This window comes from Providencia sp. Je.9.19, assembly GCF_051129765.1.
Classification (GTDB): Bacteria; Pseudomonadota; Gammaproteobacteria; order Enterobacterales; family Enterobacteriaceae; genus Providencia.
The window spans coordinates 136,606-161,612 of the sequence record NZ_JBCPSS010000008.1; the positions used below are offsets into that span (position 1 = coordinate 136,606).

Annotated in this window: 21 protein-coding genes; 7 read left to right on the plus strand and 14 right to left on the minus strand. The window is 39.3% G+C overall.

Going from position 1 to position 25,007, the window contains the following annotated elements:
- Positions 1–34: 34 nt before the first annotated feature.
- Both AAZR93_RS19910 and soxR read right to left on the minus strand, forming a co-directional pair.
- Complete coding sequence (locus AAZR93_RS19910) at positions 35–874, minus strand: SDR family oxidoreductase (protein ID WP_434720844.1); 840 nt, start codon at positions 872–874, stop codon at positions 35–37.
- Between the two features lie 198 nt (positions 875–1,072).
- Complete coding sequence (soxR, locus tag AAZR93_RS19915) at positions 1,073–1,570, minus strand: redox-sensitive transcriptional activator SoxR (RefSeq protein ID WP_294109793.1); 498 nt, start codon at positions 1,568–1,570, stop codon at positions 1,073–1,075.
- Positions 1,571–1,901: 331 nt separating this feature from the next.
- Between soxR and AAZR93_RS19920 the strand changes: the two genes are divergently transcribed.
- The 3 genes from AAZR93_RS19920 to AAZR93_RS19930 are packed head-to-tail and all read left to right on the plus strand — an operon-like array spanning position 1,902 to position 6,299.
- The gene (locus AAZR93_RS19920) at positions 1,902–3,011 is read left to right on the plus strand and encodes an efflux RND transporter periplasmic adaptor subunit (RefSeq protein ID WP_434720865.1); all 1,110 of its coding nucleotides are present in this window, start codon (positions 1,902–1,904) and stop codon (positions 3,009–3,011) included.
- Positions 3,012–3,021: 10 nt separating this feature from the next.
- Entirely contained in the window at positions 3,022–6,123 is a 3,102-nt protein-coding gene (locus tag AAZR93_RS19925; protein WP_434720845.1) for a MexW/MexI family multidrug efflux RND transporter permease subunit, read from the plus strand.
- On the plus strand, positions 6,123–6,299 hold the full coding sequence (locus tag AAZR93_RS19930) for a hypothetical protein (protein ID WP_294109797.1): 177 nt from the start codon (positions 6,123–6,125) through the stop codon (positions 6,297–6,299). The genes AAZR93_RS19925 and AAZR93_RS19930 overlap by 1 nt, the downstream gene beginning before the upstream one ends.
- A gap of 62 nt (positions 6,300–6,361) precedes the next feature.
- Here AAZR93_RS19930 and arnT read toward each other — a convergent pair whose 3' ends face one another.
- The 7 genes from arnT to AAZR93_RS19965 form a co-directional block, all read right to left on the minus strand.
- Positions 6,362–8,008 (minus strand): lipid IV(A) 4-amino-4-deoxy-L-arabinosyltransferase, encoded by a 1,647-nt coding sequence (gene arnT, locus AAZR93_RS19935; protein WP_434720846.1) that lies wholly within the window; start codon positions 8,006–8,008, stop codon positions 6,362–6,364.
- A gap of 465 nt (positions 8,009–8,473) precedes the next feature.
- Positions 8,474–9,748 (minus strand): bifunctional O-acetylhomoserine aminocarboxypropyltransferase/cysteine synthase, encoded by a 1,275-nt coding sequence (locus tag AAZR93_RS19940; RefSeq protein WP_434720847.1) that lies wholly within the window; start codon positions 9,746–9,748, stop codon positions 8,474–8,476.
- A 320-nt stretch (positions 9,749–10,068) separates the two neighbouring features.
- Positions 10,069–11,328, minus strand: coding sequence for an aromatic amino acid transport family protein (locus tag AAZR93_RS19945; RefSeq protein ID WP_434720848.1), 1,260 nt, complete (start codon positions 11,326–11,328; stop codon positions 10,069–10,071).
- A gap of 336 nt (positions 11,329–11,664) precedes the next feature.
- On the minus strand, positions 11,665–13,023 hold the full coding sequence (gene dcuC / locus AAZR93_RS19950; protein ID WP_294109806.1) for an anaerobic C4-dicarboxylate transporter DcuC: 1,359 nt from the start codon (positions 13,021–13,023) through the stop codon (positions 11,665–11,667).
- A 211-nt stretch (positions 13,024–13,234) separates the two neighbouring features.
- Positions 13,235–14,638: a carbohydrate porin gene (locus AAZR93_RS19955; protein ID WP_434720849.1), complete on the minus strand. Its 1,404-nt coding sequence runs from the start codon at positions 14,636–14,638 to the stop codon at positions 13,235–13,237.
- A 253-nt stretch (positions 14,639–14,891) separates the two neighbouring features.
- Positions 14,892–15,350: a regulatory protein RecX gene (locus AAZR93_RS19960; protein WP_434720850.1), complete on the minus strand. Its 459-nt coding sequence runs from the start codon at positions 15,348–15,350 to the stop codon at positions 14,892–14,894.
- 69 nt (positions 15,351–15,419) lie between these two features.
- Positions 15,420–16,877, minus strand: coding sequence for a DUF4026 domain-containing protein (locus AAZR93_RS19965; RefSeq protein ID WP_434720851.1), 1,458 nt, complete (start codon positions 16,875–16,877; stop codon positions 15,420–15,422).
- A 258-nt stretch (positions 16,878–17,135) separates the two neighbouring features.
- Here AAZR93_RS19965 and AAZR93_RS19970 point away from each other — a divergent pair, with 258 nt between their 5' ends.
- The 4 genes from AAZR93_RS19970 (at position 17,136) to AAZR93_RS19985 (ending at position 20,857) form a co-directional block, all read left to right on the plus strand.
- Positions 17,136–17,318 carry a hypothetical protein gene (locus AAZR93_RS19970; RefSeq protein WP_434720852.1) on the plus strand — a complete coding sequence of 61 codons (183 nt, stop codon included), beginning with the start codon at positions 17,136–17,138 and terminating at the stop codon, positions 17,316–17,318.
- 253 nt (positions 17,319–17,571) lie between these two features.
- Positions 17,572–18,567, plus strand: coding sequence for a hypothetical protein (locus AAZR93_RS19975; RefSeq protein ID WP_434720853.1), 996 nt, complete (start codon positions 17,572–17,574; stop codon positions 18,565–18,567).
- A complete protein-coding gene (locus AAZR93_RS19980) occupies positions 18,567–19,712 on the plus strand; it encodes a BamA/TamA family outer membrane protein (protein ID WP_434720854.1) in 1,146 nt (381 codons plus the stop codon). Before AAZR93_RS19975 ends, AAZR93_RS19980 begins: the two co-directional genes overlap by 1 nt.
- The gene (locus AAZR93_RS19985; protein ID WP_434720855.1) at positions 19,712–20,857 is read left to right on the plus strand and encodes a DUF4056 domain-containing protein; all 1,146 of its coding nucleotides are present in this window, start codon (positions 19,712–19,714) and stop codon (positions 20,855–20,857) included. The genes AAZR93_RS19980 and AAZR93_RS19985 overlap by 1 nt, the downstream gene beginning before the upstream one ends.
- Positions 20,858–20,933: 76 nt before the next feature.
- On the opposite strand, the gene AAZR93_RS19990 is transcribed toward AAZR93_RS19985, so the two are convergent.
- The 5 genes from AAZR93_RS19990 to AAZR93_RS20010 form a co-directional block, all read right to left on the minus strand.
- Complete coding sequence (locus tag AAZR93_RS19990; protein ID WP_434720856.1) at positions 20,934–21,935, minus strand: Gfo/Idh/MocA family protein; 1,002 nt, start codon at positions 21,933–21,935, stop codon at positions 20,934–20,936.
- On the minus strand, positions 21,932–22,249 hold the full coding sequence (locus AAZR93_RS19995) for a putative quinol monooxygenase (protein ID WP_336430996.1): 318 nt from the start codon (positions 22,247–22,249) through the stop codon (positions 21,932–21,934). Before AAZR93_RS19995 ends, AAZR93_RS19990 begins: the two co-directional genes overlap by 4 nt.
- A 102-nt stretch (positions 22,250–22,351) precedes the next feature.
- On the minus strand, positions 22,352–23,560 hold the full coding sequence (locus AAZR93_RS20000; RefSeq protein WP_294109825.1) for an adenosylhomocysteinase: 1,209 nt from the start codon (positions 23,558–23,560) through the stop codon (positions 22,352–22,354).
- A 50-nt stretch (positions 23,561–23,610) separates the two neighbouring features.
- On the minus strand, positions 23,611–24,870 hold the full coding sequence (locus tag AAZR93_RS20005; protein WP_434720857.1) for an MFS transporter: 1,260 nt from the start codon (positions 24,868–24,870) through the stop codon (positions 23,611–23,613).
- Positions 24,871–25,005 (minus strand): hypothetical protein, encoded by a 135-nt coding sequence (locus AAZR93_RS20010; protein WP_294109828.1) that lies wholly within the window; start codon positions 25,003–25,005, stop codon positions 24,871–24,873.
- Positions 25,006–25,007 lie beyond the last annotated feature (2 nt).

Genomic DNA, 25,007 nt, shown 5'->3' on the forward strand with positions numbered 1-25,007 from the left:
GTTTATTCCTCAATGAAATTAAAATGATGATGTCTTATTCAGCAAGACGGGGAATTGCGGGTTTAGCCTGTTCAGGCCCCATAGCGGAGTAACCGCCATCGACAGCGTAATCTGCGCCAGTAACAAAACTTGCCAGATCAGAAAGTAGGAAAGCCACCACCTGAGCAATTTCTTCAGGATCGCCAACACGTTTTAATAGGTGATAATCAGCCGCAACGCGGTCTGTTTTTTGACGATCGCCACCCGTAATTTCATCCATCACTCGAGACCATGTCCAACCGGGAGATACCGAATTCACTCGTATTCCCTCGGCGGCATAATCCATCGCTTGGCTACGTGTCACTTCAAGTAAGGTTGATTTTGATGCGGGATAAAGCCAACGGCCTGTCTGGGCGACAGAAGATGAAATACTGGTAAAATTAACAATCGCACCTTTGCCTGCTTTTACAAAATGCGCTTTAGCAAATTGTGCCGCCATAACAGCACTAACAACGTTAATATTCAAAGCAGTGAGCCAATCCTGCCTTGTGGATGACTGGCCTTCATCAAGATAAGTGGCAGCCAGATTAACTAAAAAATCGAGTTGACCATATTTTTGCGCAACTCTATCAATACCTTGTTTGAGCTGTTGATCATCAGTAATATCAACCGCTAAAAAATCGATACTAGGCTCAGACTGAGCGACTTTTTCGCCATTAATTCTATCGATATCAAAAATGGTGACTTTAACACCATAAGAGCTCAATATTTTCGCCACTGTTGCGCCAATCTTAGTTGCGCCTCCGGTGACAATTGCAACCTTCCCCTGCAAACCTTTCATTTTTGTGCCCTCTTCTTGCTCACTCGAAACAATGTATTCACAAATAATTAACATGACTTATCATTGCGCAAAAAAAGGAAAAATCGGTAGCCGCTATACGCAAAGATTATCCAATCAGCGCGGCAATTTGAGAAATAAAGTGATGATATAATTAGACAAATAGCCACATTAAGCAGTGGCTATCCAAAAAATGAAAAGTGTGAGTTATCACTATGAAAAGAAAAAGGGATAAAATATTGCGCCATAATCGCTTTATGGGCGTTCTAAAATTTGCGCCCCAGGGCCTCTGCTTCCTAAAAAATCCTCAGGGTTGCGCAATGGGCAATCGCTGAGTGAGAGACAACCACAGCCAATACAGTGATCTAACTCATTACGTAAACGAGTTAACTGTTTGATTCGTCGATCTAAAGATGTTTTCCATTGCGTTGACATCTCTTTCCATTGCTCAGAAGTTAGCTTACTGTTAGCCGGAAAACGTCCCAGCGCATCTTGAATCTCCTTCAAAGGGATACCTGTACTTTGGGCGACTTTAATAATAGCGATATAACGCAGCACAATAGGTGGGAAACGCCGCTGATTTCCTTGTGTTCGGGTACTTTGAATCAATCCTTTTGACTCATAAAAATGCACCGTGGATACCGCTACTCCAGAACGACTCGCAACCTCACCTACCGTTAAAGCCCTACTAAAATCAATGGGTTCTTCTTTGACTTCCCTTATTTTTATCGTTTTTGTGTCTTTGTTTTCCATTTTCATACACCTTTGCTTGACCTCAACTTAACTTAAGGTTTTATAGTGCCCCACTCTGCACTTGTCAATTAAAGTTATTTTTAAGGGGGAGGTACTATGTCATCGATAATCAACAAAATTTTAGAGAGCAACAAGTGTGGATTATTACTCAGGTGTTGATCTTAGTTTTATTTGCTTCAATCAGCTTAGCCAAAATCACAATATTTTGGGCAATCGAACATGTGCACTTATGGGTGAGTTAATAGTGGTGGCTATTACTGAACATTTTCGGCGTCTGTATTTCACGCAAACTGCGTAAAAGTAGTAGGAAACTAGAATGACTAAAAAAAATATGAATAAAAAAACAATAATAACCTTCTGTGTAACATTACTCACAATAGGTAGTGGCGCAGCCATCTATTCGACTTATGCACAACATGATGAAGATAAACAAACCGCTTATCAATACCCTCCTGTCAAAGTAGCCTTAGCACCTGTCACTTTAGCGAGTGCCCCTCGTACATTTTATGGCGTAGGCGAATTAGAAGCTGGCAACCAAGTTTTTGTTGCTGCGGAAACTCAAGGTCGTATTACTAAAATCTATTTTGAATCTGGTCAGCAAGTTAAAAAAGGCCAACTTTTAGTTCAACTCAATGATGCCGTCGAACAAGCCGATTTGACTCGCTATCAAGCACAAATGCGCAATGCAACACGCTTGTATGATAGAACACGCTCACTAGCAACTCAGCACTTAGTAGCAGAGGCTCAAGTTGATAGTACCCGAGCAGAACGAGATATCGCCCAAGGACTTATTTTACAAACCCATGCCTTGATCGCCCAAAAAGCTATTCACGCCCCTTTTGATGGCGTCATTGGTATTCGTCAAGTGCATGATGGACAATATTTAAGCCCTGGGGAAGCCATTGCTAGCCTCGTTGATACTCAAACATTAAAGCTCAATTTTTCATTAGACGAACAAGCTTCACCTGAACTACACCAAGGACAACTTGTTGATATTTCTGTTGATGCTTACCCCGGAAAAGTCTTTCCCGCTCGCATTACCGCTATTGACCCACTCATTGGCAAATCACGGACTATCGCCCTACAAGCCACATTAAATAATAGCGATGGCACATTAAAATCAGGCATGTATGCCAATGTTAATGTTGTTCGCCAAGTGAGTAATGAAGTGCTGACGATCCCTGAAACAGCAGTGACGTATACCGCTTACGGTGACACTGTTTTTATTACAAAGGGGAGTGGTGATGCCATGACTGCAAAACGAATTTCAGTCAAAACCGGTCAACGCTGGAATGGAAAAATCGAGATAGAACAAGGTTTAAAAGCAAATGATCAAGTCGTCACTTCAGGGCAATTACGTCTAAATGATGGTTCGCCAATCACGCCTATAGCGCAAGATACATTGTCTCAACCGATGATAGATACGGCTCAAGGTTCATAAGGAAGACGCTATGAAATTTACTGATATTTTTGTTCGTCGACCTGTTTTAGCACTCGTGGTCAGTGCATTAATTGTTTTACTCGGGTTATTTGCATTAAGTAAATTACCTATTCGCCAATATCCACAATTAGAAAGTGCCACTGTTACCATTACAACTCAATATCCTGGTGCTTCAGCAAAACTCATGCAGGGATTTGTCACTCAACCTATTGCTCAAGCTGTCTCTTCTGTTGAAGGCATTGATTATTTATCTTCTTCATCAGTACAAGGAAGCAGCCTTGTTACTGTACGTATGGCGCTAAACCGTGATTCAACACAAGCGCTTACTCAAGTCATGGCGAAAGTGAACCAGGTCCGTTATAAATTACCAAAAGAAGCCTATGACCCTGTGATTGAACTCTCCTCAGGAGAATCAACTGCTGTGGCCTACATTGGTTTTTCCAGTACCAATTTATCCATTCCAGCCTTAACAGATTACATTTCTCGCGTCGTCGAGCCAATGTATTCCTCTATTGAAGGCGTTGCTAAAGTACAAGTTTTTGGTGGGCAACAACTCGCAATGCGTTTGTGGTTAGATGCCGATAAACTTGCTGGCCGAGGACTTTCTGCCGCTGATGTTGCTGAGGCGGTACGCAAAAACAACTACCAAGCCGCTCCCGGTAAAGTAAAAGGCGAATACGTGCTTTCTAACGTTTACGTTAATACGGATTTAACTAACGTTAACGAATTTCGCGATCTCGTCATACGCAATGATGGCAATGGTCTGGTACGTTTAAAAGATGTTGGCACAATTGAACTCGGTGCATCTTCAACCGAAACCAGTGGTTTGATGAATGGTGAACCCGCGATTTACTTAGGATTATTTGCCACCCCAACAGGAAACCCCCTTGTCATTGTTGATGGTATGAATAAATTAATGCCTGATATCATCAAAACATTACCACCCGAAGTGAAAATTGAGATGGCATTCGAAACATCTCGCTTTATCAAGGCCTCCATAAGCCAAGTGATCAATACCTTAATTGAAGCATTACTTATTGTTATTGTAGTCATTTATCTATGTCTGGGTTCAATTCGCAGTGTCATTATTCCTATTTTAGCAATTCCCTTGTCCATGCTCGGTGCCGCAGCCCTAATGATGGCTTTCGGCTTTAGTATCAATTTGTTAACGCTACTTGCGATGGTTCTAGCCATTGGGCTAGTTGTGGATGACGCTATTGTAGTGGTCGAAAATGTACATCGCCATATTGAAGAAGGGAAATCGCCTGTACTTGCGGCATTGATAGGTGCCCGAGAGGTCTCAGGGCCGGTAATTGCCATGACAATTACATTAGCAGCAGTCTATGCGCCCATTGGCTTGATGTCGGGTTTAACAGGCGCTTTATTTAAAGAGTTTGCACTGACTTTAGCCGGTGCCGTCATCGTTTCCGGTATCGTGGCATTAACGCTTTCCCCCGTCATGAGCTCATTTATGTTGAATTCACAGCAAAATGAAGGCCGAATGGCACGAATAGCAGAAAAATTCTTTGCTACGCTTGCTCGCTATTACACTGTTGTACTTAATTTTTCCCTCAATAATCGTTGGATAACGGGTATTCTGGCGATTGCTGTCGTAATCAGTTTGCCATTACTTTATCAATCAGCCCCTCGCGAACTTGCGCCCGTTGAAGACCAATCCAGTGTACTCACTGCAATTAAATCACCGCAACATGCCAATCTTGAATATGTTGAACGCTTCTCTCACAAATTACATGATGTTTTCATGCAATTACCTGAGACCGAAAGCACTTGGATCATTAATGGTACCGATGGCCCATCGTCAAGTTTTGGGGGAACAAATTTGTCGTCATGGGAAAAGCGTGAACGCCCAGCATCCGCAATTCAGTCCGATTTACAGGGTATGGTAGGGGATGTTGAAGGAAGCAGTATTTTTGTCTTTCAATTACCGGCCTTACCCGGCTCCACAGGGGGATTACCGATTCAAATGGTATTAAGGAGCCCGCAAGACTATCCAGTGTTATATAAGACAATGGAGGAGATTAAACAACAAGCTCGGAAAAGTGGCCTATTTATGGTGGTCGATAGTGACCTTGACTACAACAATCCAGTAGTTGAGATCCGTATTAATCGTGCCAAAGCAAATAGCCTAGGTATTAGCATGCAAAATATTGGTGAATCACTCAACTTATTAGTTGGTGAAAACTATATTAACCGCTTTGGTATGGATGGCCGTTCTTATGATGTTATTCCACAGAGTATTCGCAGCCAACGCCTAACACCGGAAGCACTATCACGCCACTATGTAAAAGCTCAAAATGACACCATGATCCCGCTTTCAACGGTTGTGGATATCAATACACAAGTTGAGCCCAATAAACTTACTCAGTTTAATCAACAAAACGCAGCCATTTTCCAAGCAATTCCTGCACCAGGCGTTACTCTAGGGGAAGCTGTTAGCTACCTTGATACTATCGCAAATGAATTACCCGCAGGATTTAGCCACGACTGGCAATCCGATTCGCGCCAATATAAACAAGAAGGAAACACCCTCGCCTTTGCCTTTATGGCGGCGCTTCTTATCATTTATTTAGTTTTAGCAGCACAATATGAAAGCTTAGTCGACCCACTGATTATTTTGATTACCGTCCCACTGTCCATTTGTGGCGCCTTGATCCCACTCGCTTTGGGTTATGCCACCTTGAATATTTATACTCAAATAGGATTGGTCACTCTAATAGGACTTATTAGTAAACACGGCATTTTGATGGTGGAATTTGCCAATGAATTACAAGCCCATGAAGGGTTAGACCGACGCCAAGCTATCTTAAAAGCAGCACAAATTAGGTTACGCCCTATCTTAATGACCACTGCGGCAATGGTTATCGGTTTAGTGCCTTTACTGTTTGCGACTGGTGCCGGAGCCAATAGCCGCTTTGGATTAGGCCTCGTTATTGTAACCGGGATGTTAGTGGGTACTTTGTTCACGCTATTTGTTTTACCAACCATTTATTCACTACTTGCCCGTAATCACAGTGCTACTGCACTGACACCAAGGCGTTATGAGCTTGCAGAAGCCAATCGTCTGATTAAACACACTGAGGAGATATCTTAATGAGAAGTTCTTTAACAAGTCATCAAAGGGATAACCGTATAATCAATGAAATCGACGTCAATGAGATGAGCAATAGTATGGCAATGCTATTTATTTATCATGGTCCTGCTGCGCCAACAAAGAATAAACAACTTGCAGACAGAAATGAAAATAGCATACAAAAAATAGTTCGCTAGTCTAACTACGTCGATGTGTTTAGGTTAGAAACCGCATAATAATTTATTATGCGGTTTTCTATTTAAAGCCCTTCGTAGAAAGCAAAAACCAGTTTACCTTCTTTAATAATGATGGGATTGCCGGGTAATGCATCGAGTATCGTATCTTGAGAGCTATCAACCACGACAGCAACATCACGATAATGATTATCTTCCAATAACTTAGTCAGTTGGTCTAAGCGATAAAAACGATTTACCGCATCAGGATACTTCAATCCATAACCTAACTCACCCGTTTGATGAAGCATCGTAATATCACTACGTTTTAATACCCATGCTAATGACGTCCCGAGCCCTACATTGTTTGTCAACAAAACAGCTCTTTTCGACAACTTGTCTTGGTACTTAGCAATCACATTTTGCGGAGTATTGTTACTTTCAATATACTTTGGAATAACATGACCAACACTCAAGCTCAGCACCAAAGTGCACGCGGCGGCGAGATACCAAAACTTTGGTTTAAACGACACTAAAGCCACAAGCGTCCAAAATATAAATGCACCTGCGGCTAACCATAGCTTATTGCTTTCATCTATTTGATAAACATTAATTTTAGGGAAATATGGTGAAGCAATAATGGCAATAGTGGCTATCAGGCCAAATACGATATTGATACAGGCATTTAGACGCACAGTACCCACTTTTTTCTGCAAAAAAGCACTATCAATATAAGCTGCCATTAAAATAGCAATAGGTGCAATGCAGGGTAAGATATAGGTAAGTAACTTTCCTTTTGTAATACTGAAAAAGAGGAAAGGTATGACTAGCCAGAGCAGAAAATACAGATGAATACCTTTTTGGCGCCATGCATGAGCAATAGAAGCAAATAAGTATCCTAACCAAGGAATAACAGCGGCTAATAAGATAGGGATGTAAAACCAGATTGGCGATTTATTTTGAGCGTCGTTAGACATAAAACGCTGTACATGTTCAACCCAGAAAAAATAATGCCAATAATCAGGCTCACGGCTCGCGATAACAAAAGCCCAAGGTAAGCAGATTAGAAAAGCCGTAAATATAGCGACAAATGAAAAGAAAAATATTTCTTTAAACTGTTTAAAATAAATAGCCGCAACCGAACATACCAATGTAGGTAATACTAAAACTAAAAAACCTTTGGTTAATACCCCTAAGCCACACGCAATACCAATAAAAATAAAGGCGATAAGTTTATGAGAAAAGTACTTTGTGGTTAATCCCCATTGAAAAAAGAAGATAATCATCGTAATAAATGCTGTTACGATGGGGTCTAGGATATTATAAGTGCCAATGGTGAATACCATTAACATAGAGAGATAAATAAAAACGGCATTAAAAGCGATATTTTCTTTTTTCCAAGCCATTTTTGCACTGAGGTAGACAAAAAAACCACTTAATAATGTACTAAATACTGCACCTAGCCGTACTGAGACATTATTTTCACCAAACAACATTTGAAATACGGCACCAACCCAATAACCAAAAATAGGTTTTTCAAAGTAACGTATATCAAGCAGTTCCGGTACACTCCAATTATAACTACGGATCAATTCACGACTTATTTCTGCGTAACGTAGTTCGTCTGGCTGCCAAAGCAACCGACCATTAAGTGGGATAAAATAAGTTACTAGTACAAATCCAAATAACAGACACCATTTTAAATAGGCAATTTTATTATTTGCCATAATCATCTCATCTCAACCATTCTTTTTATGAATATCTAATAATTAGGGACGCTTTAACACAAGATTAATGCTCATGATCTTCCAATCATTTCCATTATCGTTGGCTTTACTAAACCCCATATAAACAAATCAACAATTTATTTTTAGTAACCTTGCTGTGTATAAACAATCAATAAATGAAAACAACATTTACTTCGATAAGATGAAGATAAGAATCAACATATCAGACTCAACCTAAAAAAAATAGTTCAGCGCTCCTGCTGCTATTTTCACTCAATTCATATAAATGCTCATTTCTATGTCATATGAATATCATATTAGTTGTCATACATAGTCAAAATAAGCGTTAAACACCTAAGCCCCATATAATAGTGCCCATAAAAAACTGCTATTGATAATAAAAATCATCTAATAGCAGTTGTTTAATTGATGGTTTAAAATGAAAAACCAACTAAATTTTGAGCTTAATCTTTATTTAGCAGCATCTAACGCTTGTGCTAAATCGGCTAAAATATCATCAATATGCTCAATACCAATCGATAAACGGATCATATCCCGCGAAACACCCGCTTGTGCTAACTCGGCATCATTCAACTGACGATGCGTAGTTGACGCTGGATGACAAGCCAAAGACTTGGCATCACCAATATTAACCAAACGCACAATTAATTTTAGTGCATCAATGAAACGCCCACCAGCCTCTTGCCCACCTTTAATACCAAATGACAAAATACCCGCTGGTTTGCCATCCATGTATTTTTGCGCCAATGCATGTTCAGGGTTACTCGCGAGGCCTGCATATTTAACCCATTCAACTTGTGAATGTTTATCTAAATAATTCGCTACTTTTAATGCATTTTCAGTATGGCGATCCATTCTTAACCCTAGTGTTTCAAGCCCTTGAAGAATTAAAAATGAATTGAATGGTGAAAGTGCAGCGCCAGTTCCACGTAACGGTGCAACGCGACAACGGGCAATAAAAGCCGCAGCGCCAAAATGTTCGGTATAACTTACGCCGTGGTAAGCAACATCAGGTTCAATTAATAGAGGAAATCTATCTGGATATTGTGCCCATGGGAATTTACCCGAATCAACAACCATTCCGCCAAGAGAAGAGCCGTGCCCACCAATATATTTAGTTAATGAATGAACTACAATATCCGCACCATATTCAAACGGGCGACATAAATAAGGCGTTGCGACGGTATTATCAACAATTAAAGGAACACCATGACGATGAGCAACTTCGGCTAGTGCCTCAATATCAACGATAAAACCAGCAGGATTAGAGATTGTTTCACAAAATACTGCTCTAGTTTTATCATCAATCAGCGCTTCAAGCGCAGCTAAATCATCATGCTCAGCAAAATGTGTTTTAATCCCTAAACGAGGTAACGCATGGGCGAGTAAGTTATAGGTTCCACCGTATAACTTAGCAACGGAAACAATATTATCCCCTGCTTGTGCCACTGTTTGAATCGCATAAGTAATCGCAGCCATTCCTGATGCAACAGCAAGCCCCGCAATCCCACCTTCTAAAGCAGCGACGCGCTGTTCCAATACATCATTAGTTGGATTCATAATACGAGTGTATATATTCCCCGCCACTTTCAAATCAAATAGATCAGCGCCATGTTGTGTATCATCAAAGGCATAGGACGTAGTTTGATAAATTGGCACTGCAACAGATTTCGTTGTTGGGTCTGGAGAATAGCCTGCGTGAATCGATAATGTTTCTAATTTCATTTTTTATCCTTGTTATAGCGCACCAAAACGGTACTACTCACTACAAGCCGATTTAACTAAGCTATAAGGCGACCATTATTTGTTACTGACTGTTATATACCAATCGATATTACCTAAGCGTAATTTTCAAACAACTATCTTCACTTGAAATTATTTCATCTAACCTGCTTCTCTCAGTTATACATCTAGATGGCTACTTTGAATACCAATAGCACTATTTATTTCTCGGATTATTTCTTATATGTCATAACTTATAGATATAAAAAAACCTCACACAGCCAAATAGGCGATATGAGGTTGATACAGAAAAACAAAAGCGATTACAAGAATGCACCATAAATAACGGAAGTTATTGATGCTAAACCACAAAGCAATGTAAATGCTTGAGCCAACTTAGATGTGCTGAACTTTTTCATCGCAGGGACAATACGCATTGCAACCACTGGCAGGATGAATAGGATAGCCGCAATCATTGGCGCCCCCATAGTTTCAATCATCCCTAAAATACTTGGATTACGAATAGTGACTATCCACGTTGTCAGAACAATAAATAGCATAGAGGCTAATTCAATTTTCTTCACTGAGAACGATGAGCGAGATTTAATTAAGCCAACTAAGCCTTCATGCGCACCGAGAAAATGACCAAAATAGCTCGAAACAATGGCAGCAAATGCAACAATAGGCCCTAAATAAGAAATAATAGGTGATGGATTGATATTCGCAATATGGGATAACACGCTGATATTTTCTCTCTTCGCAATCTCTAATTCAGCAGGATTAAGCGATAAAACAACAGAGAAAACAAAAAACATCACAAAACCAGTTAACATGATAGCCGCACCACCGGTGATCATATCCGTTTTAATGATAGCTTTATCACCAAATTGTTGACGTTGGTCTTTAGTAAATTGGCTAATAATTGGGCTATGGTTAAATGAAAATACAATTAATGGAATGGCCATCCAAACAACTGTTGGTAATGCCGCCCAATCAGGCGCAACATCTAACATTGACGTATTCCATTCTGGGATCAAATACAGTGATAATGCTAATAAAATGAAGACTAAAGGATAAACCATTAGAGATGTCAATTTCAGCATCAAATCTCTACCGAAAACAACCCCAGCAGTCATTGCAAAAATCAGCACACCAGATAATAACCAACGTGGAATCGGTGCCCAACCAATCTGATTAACGAGGAAAGAATCTACCGTATTGGTAATACCAACCCCATAAATTAAGACAATCGGGTAAATCGCGAAAAAATATGCGAACGTAATAATATTCGCGCCAACTTTACCGAAATGTTCTTCAACAGTATCGGTAATATCTGCATTTGGATTTTTAGCTGATAATACAAAACGTGCTAACCCTTTATGAGCCAACCAAATCATGGGAGTTGCCAGTAATGCCAAGATAACTAGCGGCCAGAAACCACCCGCGCCAGCCTTAATTGGTAAAAAAAGTACGCCTGCCCCCACAGCAGTACCAAATAAAGATAAAACCCAAGTAAAATCCTTATAGGTCCATTTACTGACTGACGTCTCTGCAATACTTAGTGGTTTTTCTATTGTGCTCATAAAGTAATTTTCATCATTAACATTGTTGTAAAAAGATGAGCGGATTCTGCATTAAACCAAGAGCACTACCTAGCTTAATTTAAAATTTTGTTGCACTTTTTGGCACAGATCTCATAAATGATGTTAATTAAATGATATTTATCGAGGTAAGCAGAGAAAAATTCATCATTCGTTTAAAAAACCCCGACTAAAATAGGGATAAAACGTATTAATAAGGTTTATTCGCTTTTTAATTTCAACGTTAATAATTAAAAACAACTAATTAATAGTTAAAAAAATGGCTAGGATTTAAATTAACCCTAACCATTTATATCTGTATTAATATTTAATTAAATATTAAAGATAAATCGGCACCAAGATCTCTGTCGCGATGACCACAACGACCAACCCAACGAGTACAGGAACAGATGTTCTTTTCACCACTTCAAATGGCGAAATCTTCGCCATCCCCGATACGGCAACCACCACACCAGAAACTGGAGACAACGTCCGTCCCAAATTAGAAGCTTGTAGCATTGGAATAACCAAATAGGCAGGATTCACACCCATTTGCTTGGCAAGATGCGGAATCAACTCAACGAATGCATAGAAAGGTGCATTACCTGAACCTGTGGTCATTGCTGCTAACATTGTAATAATTACCAAGGCAATCATCATGATAATAGCGCCTGAGCCGAAAGATTGAGCAAGGTCAATTAGCCCTTTAATAAAGCCAATCGTACTAAGACCTTGAGCAAATACACCAGCGGCCACTAACAGCATGACAACGGTGGCAAATGCATCTGCCATTCCCTTGTAGCAAACCTCTAAACCACCATAAACGTGCTTGGCACTGAAACTACGAATAAACTCAATCACTGCGGCTAAAATAATACAGCCAACAATAATCGTCACTATGTGTAGTTCAGGCGCCCATTTACCATCAAAGACCAATACACCAATAATTGGCGTGAATGGCAAGATTGCATAAAATGCCGGTGCATGAGTTTTGATTTCATTCACATCAAGCATTTCAGTTTTAACATTTTCTTTTCTATCAAGATAACGCTGCCAGAAAAAGTGTGCGATAGACATCGCCACAATTGCCGCGATTGAAATAGGTAATGTCGTTTTGAAGGCGAAATCAATCAACGGCATTTCAGCGGCTTTCGCAGCTAAAATAACATCACCCGAAGTTGGTGCTAAAATAATCGCAGCCGGAGATGCACAAATTGCAGCTGCGGCACCTCGACTAATCCCCACATTAACCATCACAGGGAATAATGTCGCCATCAACAACACCCCAAGACCTGTTGCGGATGAAACTGCCAGTGACATTAAGCAAGCGATAATATATGCCGCAACCATCAAGATATAAGGCGAGTTGATCATTTTTAGTGGTTTTGATGCAATTTTAACCACCACATCATTAGCACCTATGTGAGTCATATAAGTTGCAAACCCACACAACACCATGATCATCATGCCAAGGTCGCCACCTCGGCTCATTAATAGGAATTTAATGTATTCCAAAATATCTGTTACGCGCCACCCCGTCGCTTTCACAGATTCAGGTAATACACTTTTTCCCATCATTGCAGTAATGATCAGAAGTAAAATACCTCCGGTCATTAGCACACCCGTTGCTGAATAGCCTTTTATAATGTAGCGGCCAACTCCAATAGCGACGATAACGCCGATTAAGAGCTCAATCATTTGTTTCTCCTGCCCTGTCTCATTTTGTAATTATAGAAAAATACTCTGCCGAATAATTAAGCTAAATTCACTGATATTAATCATAACAGCAGATGGTTTTAATATATAAATAAGACAAAGTACAAGAAAAAAAATAATAATTCTTTTTTTGAAGACAAAACGAGGTTCATTTCCCTAGCAATAAGTACTCGCTAGGGAAACAATAATTATATTAGAAAAAATATTTGAAGCGGGCACGAGCACCATAACGGTCGTTATCGTGGCTATTAATCATATTATGGGTATCAGTATTAATTCTAGAATAATACGCCCCCAAGTAAATTTTATAGTTATCTAAGTCCAATATTTGGGGTAATTCATAAGAAGCATAAATAGTGTGGATATCGTATTTACCCGGTGTTGAGTTCAATACAGAGTTTGGATCAGACGATATCTTATCTGAGTTAAAATCTTTAATATCATTATGTGCAAAGATATAGCCGAGCTGAGCACGACGCCATAAACCAAAACCGCCTATCGATAAATCTTTTTCAGAAGTTGCATCTAAATAAGCAGTGCTCAATGTCAGTTGAAGTCCATTATCAGGATCTTGTGCTAACGTATTCCAGCCTACCGTCATGCCGTAACCATTACGTTTTGACATGTCTTTCCATTTACCCTCTACCGTATCGCCATAAGCATTATTGATAACTTGAGATTCCATTGCGACTGCAACTTTAAAATCATTAGGCTGCCATGCAATCACAGGCCTCAAATAAATCACATTTTTTTTATTATCCAATTGATAGCCATGATACGTTTTGTCATCAAACAAAGAAGTGCCATCTTCAACTAACGCATTAATTTCAAAATACCAATCATCCAACGATTTAGATAATTGGACACTGCCACCATCCCCTGAACGACCACGGCCTTCTTTCATCATATAAATATAACCAAAACCGTCACCATAAAGATCATTCGCCGTATTACCAGAATATTGAATAAAGGTATCTTGACCTAATGAAAACATATCATAAGCTTCATAGCGCCCTAATTTAGCTTCCCAACTATTTTGTTGCCCAAAATAAAATGCCGCATCATCTAAATTCATTTTCCCTGTCATATCTGCCAGCGGCTGTACTGAAAAACCAGCATAGTTACCGTTATCTTTCATATGTTTGCCATCAAGCCCGATTAAGATACGTCCATTAATATCCCAATTATCACTTTTATTAGGCTCATTACCTTTACCAAGCGCTGTACGAACCGACGTAATCTGCCCTTTGCGACTCGCAGCATCCATATTAAATTCAACATCACCATAAAGTTTCAATTCACCAAAATCGTTGTTGTATTGCACTCCTGGGGCTGATTTTTGCGTTTTTTTAGGTACAGTTTCTGCCGGTAATGAAGTTTGGCTAGCTTGAGGTACAACGTTCTGAGTCATCATGATGTGCTCAAGCTCTTGCGCTTTACGTTCTGCTGTAGCTGCACGCTGTTCTGCTTGTTCAGCTCTTTTTTCAAGTGCTTGTAATCTTTCTTCAATACGACTGAGATCTGTTTCTGCTTGGCTATTGATAGGAAGAACTGCAACCAAAGCCACTGCAATGGCGGACAAATAAAACTTCTTCATATTGATACCTATTTGAATTAACCCGATAAGCTAAAATTGCAGCTCAACTGACATTGTTTTTATATAAAACAAAAATATTGTTTAGATTATGAACATGAGTATACAATCAAATTACTGTTAACGTTAACAGTAATGATGAAAATAAGAGTTTTCGTATCATTATTTGATGTAACTCAATTGAAGATAATGACCAACAGCCGTTAACGAGAAAGGATAAAAAGAAAGAAAAAAGACCAATTACTAATAAAATGGCTTAATTTTTGAATTGTTCATAAATCATGTCACCAAAGAAACCTCTGGACTGTAAATACCTAACTTGTTTACTTTTTTCTTTAAAATCAGAAGGCAAATCATCGCCAAATTTCTTAGTTCGTACTTCAATGGCTTTTTCGAACCAATCGACCTCGACATTTTCAAGATGGGTCTCAACTAATGCTTCAATGAATCCTTTTTGCCGCAGTTCTTGCTTAATGCGCAATGGTCCATAGCCCTTGCGCACGTAACTCTGCATCAACAAAGAAACAACACGATCATCATCAAGAAAGTGTTGTTCATCCAGCTTGGCAAGCACTCTTTCAATTAAGAGTTCATCAATAATTCTATCGTTTTTTTCGTACATACGGCGCTTCATACGGGCGAATAGTTCAGCCCTTCCGTAATCACGACGAGAAAGTAAGAAAAGGGCATATTGATAAAGCTCAAGGTCATTCATATTGTTATCTTATTGTCGTTAATTTTATGGGCACATTGATTTTTCAACGTAACCTGTGCCCAACCAAGATTAATGAACTTGAGCACCACTGAGTAATTTATAGATTGTATCAGGTGTATAACTACCATCTTGAAAATAAATAGTCCAATCCGTAATATCATCTCGTGTTAACGGATAAACTTCCCCTTCTTGCATATGCTGTACATAGAACGGATGGTTAATTAAACGCCCTTCAAATTGCTCACCATTCCATGATATCGGTTCAAACCACATATGTTCATGACCATCATAGTCTTCTTCTTCATCATGATAACCAATACCGCATTTTACTAAGAAACGCCAATCTGAATCCGCTTGTTCTTCCGATTTCCCCATAAATTTAGCAAAAAAACCTTTTTTCTGCACAACCGGCTTTGGCCCATAATTGTCTAACATATGCGTGAAATATTCCCAGCGTAATTTGGCCTTGCGGGACATATCAGCGGTTTCTTCATCAGTGCGCATAAACATCATGGCGTTTTGATCTTCAAACCCTTGAAAAAAGCTTTCAAGGGTCGGATTTTCTTGAGTGACACGAAATAACATCACGGAGGGATGCTGGTGAGATTCATCACGATCATGCCAATCCCCCATAAAACGTGCTGAATTTGTATCACCAAACTCAAAATTCATCTCTTCAAGCGGTTTTAAATCATCAACTAATGTCGATTGCCCTACATGCAACAAACCTTCTTCAAACGGTACCGCAACCAAATACTCATGACCAGTTTGTGTTTGCCCAATAAAAATAGGTTCATTAAATACAATCTTGCTCTGAGTAATACTGTTATTCACAAAACTCCAAAATAATTCAGGAATACCATAATAAGAAGCAATCGGATGTGGAATAATAATTTCAGCTTCAGAAAGGCCGCAACGGGCTAAACCATGCGTATGGAACCAATACATGGTTGGTGCTCGCTCCTCTTCCGTTTGCTCCTCATTTTCATCTTGGTCGTAAATGGCATGAACCACATATAAAGAGTCCACACTTGGCATCAAATCATCCACTAATTGGAAGTTTAGCCATTCCCGTGTAAATACTTTACCTGCCGCAGAAAGATCTAAACCCAATAACAAATCAGGTACGAGTATTTGAATAATTTTTAATTGTTGAAGATAGCTAACAAGCGGTTGCTCTTGGAACATGCATTCAATGATAACCGCTTGCGGTGCAGAGCTAGCCTCTGCATATAACTCAGGGCTAATTGGATCGGTAGCAAAATACGGGTTAATTGAATATTCCGGATCGCTATCAACAAGAGAAATATAAAAACGTAACTCTTGTTCATCTTTTTTACATGAGAAAAAGAAACCGCCATCTTCTGGGATATAATCAACCTCACCTTCAGTAAAATACGTTTGTTGCTCTAAACGTTTCTCAAGTAATGAAGATGTCAGTTCAGATCCAGGGATCGCCACCATCATAGATGCTTCTTTTTCGCCTTTCCCTGCCGCAATATCAAGGTATTGTTGTTTATTGTTCATTATTTTGACCCATTATTTATTTACTTGAGGATATCAGCTTAAATTCATTAAGAATATTGTGATTATTCTTAACAATTTTATATTGTGATTTAATACTTTGCATTTCGTCTAAGCTAATGAATTATCATTATTCGACAATAATTTATTCTACTTTTCATCCCGTATTCACTAAGGCACAATAGTGCTCTATTGATTATCGGTTCAATGATATTTAGTCGATAAAATAATTCAATTGCATCAAAATATAGGTTATGAAATATGTCTAATTTAACTCACGAACAAAAAGAATACGTTGATGACCTTGCTATGCAACGCGTATTTGACATGAATAACGATGATGTACTCATCAATGCATTAGAGCAAAAAGTCCACCAGATGGAAAACCACTTAAAAACCTATTTCCATGAACGTGTTCATTTTCATCAACAGAATAAGAAATAGCGTTTAATTTCATCGCTTATGCTAATTATTGTGCCGATTATAATGAATAACGGCACAAACCTTGAACTTAGCCACAATATTATTAACCTTAATTAACTATCAACCCTTGTTATATTCACTAATAGGTGAATATAAAATAGCATCATGAGCCATCAAAAAAACCAAATCCTATGCTAATATTCTACGAAGAAGAATGAGCTTTGTAGCTTATTCTGTTTTTCTCTTCTTTATTTTTCGTATATTGAGTTCACCTATGACACGCATATCATTCAGCGCTGTGCTGATCCTTTCATCTTGTATTTCTATTCCTGCCAGTTTTGCTGATAACGATCGTCCTTTATTTTCCATGACCATGAGTGAGTCTGGTGCGCCGAAAAGTAATAATGAAGGGGGTATTACTCGTTCTTCTGCTACAGAGTCACGAGTACTGCCTATTTGGGGAGACGAAGCGCGCGCCCGAGGCTATGATTTACCTGAACCATTTGGGGCAAGTTATGGTTATATGAATATGCGCCAAGATATTGTGGTGGATAAAATTGGTTTCATCATGCCTAAAAACCCAGAAACAGCAGATGCTCTGAGTATAGATGCAGGACATACCCGCCAAAAAAGTGAAACCCACACATTAAAAATAGACTCATGGATCTTTCCATTTTTAAATGTGTATGGTTTATATGGCCATACCAAAGGTAAATCCCATACTATTTTAAAAGGTGGTAGCTTTGATCTTGGGTTTGGAAAACTCCCTTTGGACTTTTTAAAAGATCAACCATTTGATTTAGATTTTAAAGGCAAAACTTATGGTGCTGGTTTCACCCTTGCTGGTGGCTATGAAAACATATTTACGACACTTGATCTTAATTATACCCGAACAGATTTAGATATCCTCGATGGTAATATTAAAGCATTGATCATCTCACCACGTATTGGTTATCAGTTTACTCTCGATCCGCTTATTGAGGGCCAAGGAAATACTAAAATTCAAATTTGGACTGGTGCAATGTATCAAGATATTACCCAACGTTTTAAAGGGGATGTAAATAATCTCAGTTTACCTCCGGCTTTTAAAGGTTTTGTTGATGCATTAGATGATCCTGGAATGAAATTCGACGTCAAACAACATCTTGCCCATAAATGGAACAACACTGTTGGAGCACGTGTAGAATTCACACGTAATTTTAATGTGCTCACTGAATTCGGTTTTAATAACCGTAATACCTTTTATGTCTCGGGAGAGTTCCGTTTTTAATGTTAAAACTGAATATTCTTCAAAGGCTGACATTGCTCAGCCTTTTTATTATGCCAATATCTCAGGCACAAATTTTACCTGAACGCCAACAAATTGATGGCTGGCTCAATGAGCTTGGTGGTAAAAATAGCTTTGATGAAAGTAAAACGGTTGATTGGGGAATATTACCGGGACCTTTCTATACCCCTGAAATGGGACTGGGAGTCGGTACGGCTATAGTTGGACTGTACCGTATTGATAAAGAAGATAAAATCACACAGCCCTCTTCGATTGGCTTAAGTGGTTTCGCCTCTTCAACAGGGGCTTTTGGTATTAATTTTACCAATTATAATTTTATTGATAACGACCAGTGGCGATTATTTATTTCAGGTACATTAAACAATGTACCCACTTATTATTGGGGCAAAGGTTACGCCGCAGGGAAAAATGATAATAATAAAGAAAAGTATCATTCCCAAGAATTCAAAATTACCCCAAGAGCATTATACAAACTCACTGATGCAACTTATTTTGGATTAGGGTGGCATTTTTCATCAATGAACGCCAGTGACCCAGATGCAGGTGCACGAAAATACTTTTCACAAACCATTGGTGGACGCTCAGTAGTCAATTCAGGTATGAGTACTTATTTTAGCTATGATAGCCGTGACTTCTTACCTAATGCACACCAAGGCCAAGCCTTTGAAGTAATCTACACCTATTTTGCACCTAGTTTTGGCAGTGATACGCGCTTTCAAACCACTCAACTCCAATATGCTTATTACCATGAAATAACTGACAAGACCGTTTTTGCTATCGATAATTATGTCCGTTTTACAACGGGTAACGTTCCTTGGGATCAACTATCTCTGCTTGGTAATGGCAACCGGATGCGCGGTTATTATGAAGGACGTTACCGTGATAATAATATTTTCACCAGCCAAATTGAGTTAAGACATAAGCTCGATTGGCGACACGGTGTCGTCGGCTGGCTTGGCACTGGTACCATGAGTGACTCCCCCTCTTCATTAGGTGAAGGGCACTGGCTACCTACGGTTGGCGTTGGTTATCGCTTTGAATTTAAACCGAGAATGAATGTACGCCTTGATTTTGGTATTGGTCGAAATAGCACCGGGGTTTATTTTCAGGTGGGTGAGGCATTCTAATGTATAAATCTATTATTATCTTATGCATGACGGTATTTTTAGCGGCTTGCCAAAATACCCAAAAACAGAACTTATCAATTATTGCCCCTGTTTTAACGAGCGATAGCCAAGAAGAAGCCTTGCAAAGTTGGCCTGTCGTTAATGAATTAGAGCCGCCACAAGGTTTGAGAGCTTGCTGTGCATTTGGTTATGACTTACAGGCACAGCTTTGGGGAGTTCCTGTTCCTTTTTATACCATCGACAATATCGTTGAGGCCGATAAACTCGGCGAACATCATTATAATGATAGCTTTGTGGGCGCAGCTGCTGCGTTGATGGGTGTCAGTCATGAAAAAGTCGGATTATTATACACAGATAAAGGCAGTTTTATTGATGTCTCCCATGTCCGAGACACCGCCGATTATACATTCTATTTATTTAGCCAAATTTATCCACGCCTTGGCCAAGAATGGTCGCTAACACTCAGTAATGAGCTGACAAGCAGACAAATTCATTTTAGCGCATTTCATGCGCCACAATCCGCCAAGCAACGCTATACTCTCAGCGCTTATTTAGCCGCAAAACTTGCATTCCAACTTGCCGCATGGCATGAAATAGCCCAATGGTATGGTTACCAATCTGTACCAGGTTTCTCTGAAGGTATTTCGGCATTTTCCCCTGAAGATTTGTATTCGAACTTATTGGGGGCAAGACTTTCGATGACATTGATTTTACAAGGTCGAGCACAATCATTACCTATGTACGCTCAATCCATCACGCAAATACTCCCTGTAGCATTACATCAACTCGGTGATAAAAAGAAGCAAGATTCCCGTAAAATGTTTGATAAAGTAGATGGTATTTGGTGGAACAGTTACCAACGCGTTCCAGAAAAGTTTCTTGTGTTAACCAGAGACTATGAAACTAAAGATAATCGATTGCCTTTATTTCCAACTCAAATGATCCCCTCGGAAGGTTTGCGATTAAGCCTGCCAGATAGCTACCTTGGTTATTCACTTACACAATTAGCTGAATTACGCTTATTGCCAACAACAAATATGGGGCAGCTTCCCACATCGACACATTATTGGACAGTTTCTGACTTTTCACTACTGGCTGAAGCGGCCAAAGCGCAAGATGCACAACAACAAATTTTGCGCCCTTAATAATATAATCTATGCCGTGAACCTTATTAATTCACGGCATAGATATCAAATTTAAATCATTCGTCTATATTGCTAACTAATGGCAAAAATTATCACTAAAATTAAGCGCCTGACTTTCCCATTCCGTTAACAGTTGCATAATCTCTAATGAATCTTGTAAACCCACCGCTGGACGCTTTGCTTCGAGCTGTTTTTGCATTAACGCATTTCCAACCGCTTGGACTTGATAATAAAAAGCATCACCCTCAGCTGAAATTTCAATCCGTTGAGCTGGTTGTTCATAAGGTTTAACAGTTATCACATTTCCTTGAACCTCTGGTAACCAAGGGTTACTTTCAATGCGCAAGGTTCCAGCGCTACCTTGAATACTAAAATCCCAAAACATGCCATAATCTTCTACACAATGTAGATGTGCCACAGCAAGCCCAGGCCAAGTTAACAGCGCTGAAGTTTCTACGATATTAGTATCTGCACCTCGTCTACCGTTTGCCGCGATTTGATAGCGATTTGCCATTTCACCATAACTAAGCTGCATGACTAAGTGAATTAAAGAGGCGGGATAACAACCAAGGTTATAAATCGCACCTCGACTGTCTGGATTAACAAATTTTACAATATCAGCACCATAACGTGCAGTAATTGAGCGAACTTCGCCCACAACACCACTTTTCAATTGAGCGACTAACTCAGTAATCAACGGATGGTGCAAATACATCAATCCTTCAAGAAAGAAAACCTTATGCTCTTTTATTGCTGCTAATGCAATTTGTGTTTTCTCCATATCAACAGAGAGTGATTTTTCACACAAAATAGCTTTTCCTGCACGAGCAGCCTGAAGAATATATTCATGATGTACATGATTAGGTAAAGCGATATAAATCACATCGACTTCTGGGTCAGCAATTATTTGTGCATAATCATTAAACACATGTTTTGTTGGATGCTGCTGACAAAAGGCAGCCAGATTGGCACTTGAACGCCCTGCAACACCATAAACTTGATGCCCCGGTACACCGGCAATTGCATCTGCCATCACCCCAGAAATGAAACTTGTTCCCAAAATACCCCAATTAATCATCGAGTAGGCTCCTTGGGCTCATCATCAGATAACGTAGTTTCAAATGCACGGATCAGTTTAACCCAACCGGCTTGGATAAAGGCCTGCGTATGAGGTAAGGTAAAATGTTGCTGATGAGCAGCAAGGCTGTCATAGCGCTCCCATAGAATAAACCGACTAGGATCAGCATTATCCTGCCATGCATATGCCAGTGAGCAGCCAGGTTCCTGACGCATCGCTAAGCAAAATGCATCTATTGCCACCTTTGCTTCTTCAACTGACCATGGTGAATTGACATAAACCTCAGCGGTAACAAAATGCCCCATCTCTTCCATACACACTCTCTTATGAGCTGATTTAAATTTGCACACACTGTTGCATTAACTTTCGTTGAATGACCTATAAAAAACATCTTCTACGAGCTAGTTAAAATACAATTAATGATTTATCCAGTTGTCACATGCCAATTCAGCCACTGCCATTTCAATATCATAAGGTACCGGCTGAGGTATTTTAGCTAATGACTGACTCGCTAAAGCGATACGCTCCAGACTCAAGGTTTGTAACGCTAATCCCAAGTCCATCACTTCGATTGGATTACCATTTCCGGCAGACAAATTAACTAAATTTGCATCCGACATCAGGTACAGTTGTTTTTTATTTTTCAATTGATATAGATTGATTTTCGGTATGATTTCTTCTTTATATTCGGCAAGTTCATTTAATGCTTCAACATCAACTTCTCGTTGAAAATGGCCTGCATTAGCAATAATAACTTTGTCTTTCATTAAGAGAAAATCTTTAGCTGTTAACACGTTATCACGACCCACGACACTCACAACAAAATCTGCATCAGGAATAGCATCACTCAACTGTGCGGTATAAAAACCTTCCAAGTGAGCCTCAAGACGTGTTAACGGGTTAGTTTCAACAACAGTAACATGTGCCCCCATCCCTCTGAATCGTTGAGCAACACCGGAGCCACAATAACCATAGCCAATCACAACCACTTTTTTACCGTGGATCATGACATTAGTCGCGTGAGCAATACTTTCAACCACTGATGAGCCCACACCATAACGGTTTTCAATGATCCGCTTAGCTTGAGTATCATTAATAACTAGCGTCGGCCAAAGATTTGCAGAGAAATCTTCGCGTAGACGATTCGCTCCTGTCGTGGTTTCTTCGGTTGCCCCTAATATTTTAGTCTGTAAATGGCTAAACTCAGGGTCAGTGAGGATCAATTCATGTAAATCAGCCCCATTATCAGCAATGATATCGGGCCCTACGCGTAAAATTTCTTTGCAATAATTAATATGGTCAGCGAAATCTTCTGCTCGTTGTGAAAAAACCTGAGCACCGTAATACTCGACTAATGCAGCCGCTGTTTCATCTTGCGTTGAACCCGGAGAGCCTGTTATTGCAATTTTAGCGCCGCCTTTAGTTAGCGCTTCAATCCACACACCCGTTTTAGCTTCGACATGTAGACAAATACTGATAGTCAGGCCTTTAAACGGTTGCTCTTTTTCAAGGCGGATCATTAAGCTTTGCATAATTGGCATATGTGCTTTCGCCCAATTAATACGCTTCATTCCTTGCGGCGCTAGACTTAAATCTTTAATACGGTACTCAGTTTCGTTCAACATCACTTTCACCTATTATGTTGTTGCGTTTTCACAACTAACCACATCTATTTCTAGTGGTTAACAGTTTCACCTTGTGAATCTGACGGTTTTCTAAGCAACATGTAAATTGAATAAAGAATGGTGAATGAGCCGGTATAACAGGCAAAAACAATCCAGAACATGTGCCAGTCAACAACGCCATTAACCGTATTTAAATCAAGTACCCAACCACTTAACATCGCACCAAGGTAAGTACCAAAACCATTCACAAAGGTCGTAAATATCCCTTGGGCAGTTGAGCGATATTGCAATGGAATTTCTTTATCTAAGAAAAGAGAACCTGAAATATTAAAGAAATCGAACGCACAGCCATAAACAATCATTGATAACAGAAGTACGAAAGTACCAATGGTTGAGAAATCACCATAAGCAAATAGGCCAAAACGTAAAATCCACGCCAACATACTGAATAATAAGATGGTCTCTATTTTGATTTTCTTAAGTAAGAAAGGAAGTACTAAAATAAAACAGACTTCTGAAAATTGAGAAATAGACAAGAAGATCGTTGGAAAACTTGCAAATAATGAACCTTCCGCCTCTGGATTTTTTGCCAGATCTTGCAAGAAAGGCACACCCAGTGTGTTAGTGATTTGCAAAACCGAACCCAACAACATCGCAAAAAAGAGGAATACAACAACATTATGTTTTTGAAAAACGAATAAAATGTTTTTCATATTAAAGTTAGATGTCGTGACAGCTTCTTTCTCAGATTTATCAATAGCTTTAGCCGCTGGCAAGGTGAGCGAGAAAATGGCAAGGACAACAGAAGCACCCGAAGCGATAAATAACTGATAATGGCTCGTTTCGAGTTTTAACAGGCTTATCGTCCACATAGCAGCGATGAACCCGACAGTACCGAATACACGAATTTTAGGAAAATATTTATTTGATTCTAATTTTTGCTGTTCTAGTAACTCAAATAGGATGCTATTACACATCGATATACTTGGCATATAAAACATTAAATTCAATAATAAAACTAAAAATAGCATGGTTACGCTGGTGCTATACGCCACTAAAATTAAGGTAACGGCTGAAAGCAAATGCAGGGTAATAAATACCAGTTTTCGATTATTAATTTTATCTGCAACCATACCAATCACTACAGGTGCAAAAAGTGAAGCGAGACCCAATGAACTAAAAACTAATCCAATATCACTCCCTTTAAACTGCAACGTATTAAATAGATACGATGCCAAGGTCACGAGCCAAGACCCCCAAATAAAATACTGTAAAAACGACACAACTTTTAATCTAAATATTGTACTCATTTAATCACCCGTTAGCTGTAGGATGCCATTTATGTCACCGCTATTATCGGCCAAACTATAAATTACTGACCAAACTATAGTACCGACCATCGCATCATACATATGATTATTATTCCCTAATGTGAGGTAATTCACAG